This window comes from Paenibacillus sp. F024 (assembly GCF_057814255.1).
The window spans coordinates 1-360 of sequence record NZ_JBVASZ010000114.1 but is presented as its reverse complement, the minus strand read 5'-3'; the positions used below and the strand labels follow the sequence as shown (position 1 = coordinate 360).

The 360-nt window shown below is 70.3% G+C and carries 1 protein-coding gene; it reads right to left on the bottom strand.

Going from position 1 to position 360, the window contains the following annotated elements; all coding sequences use genetic code 11:
• Positions 1-102: 102 nt before the first annotated feature.
• Positions 103-360, bottom strand: a 258-nt coding sequence (locus ACZYR9_RS27605) for a DUF6412 domain-containing protein (RefSeq protein WP_488981495.1), incomplete at its 5' end; no start/stop codon positions are given.

The window sequence follows — 360 nt, the reverse complement described above, 5'->3', positions numbered from 1 at the left end:
AGGATCGCCGCGATGGGCGGGAAGGCATAGATGTCCAAGGGAAGGTCCGTTCTGAGTGTCGGGAAGGTCGGCGTGTGCCGTGCTCCCGTCACGAACGGACGGTCACTCGGCGCGCGCGACTCCCGGCGCCCTCGGACGAGGGTGGCCGTCGGCATCCGGATCGCTCTGGGCGAGCACGACGGATGCTCCGATGGCGCGGAGCGGATGCGGCGCCGAACCCTGACCAGCCCCTACGACGCCGAGCGTGATCGCGACGATGAGCGCGGCGACCGTCAGCAGGGCGAGGGCGAGGGTGAGGGCGGCGAGATCGAGCGAAGCCAAGTCGGGCATCGCGACCAGCCCGAGCGCAGACAGCATGAG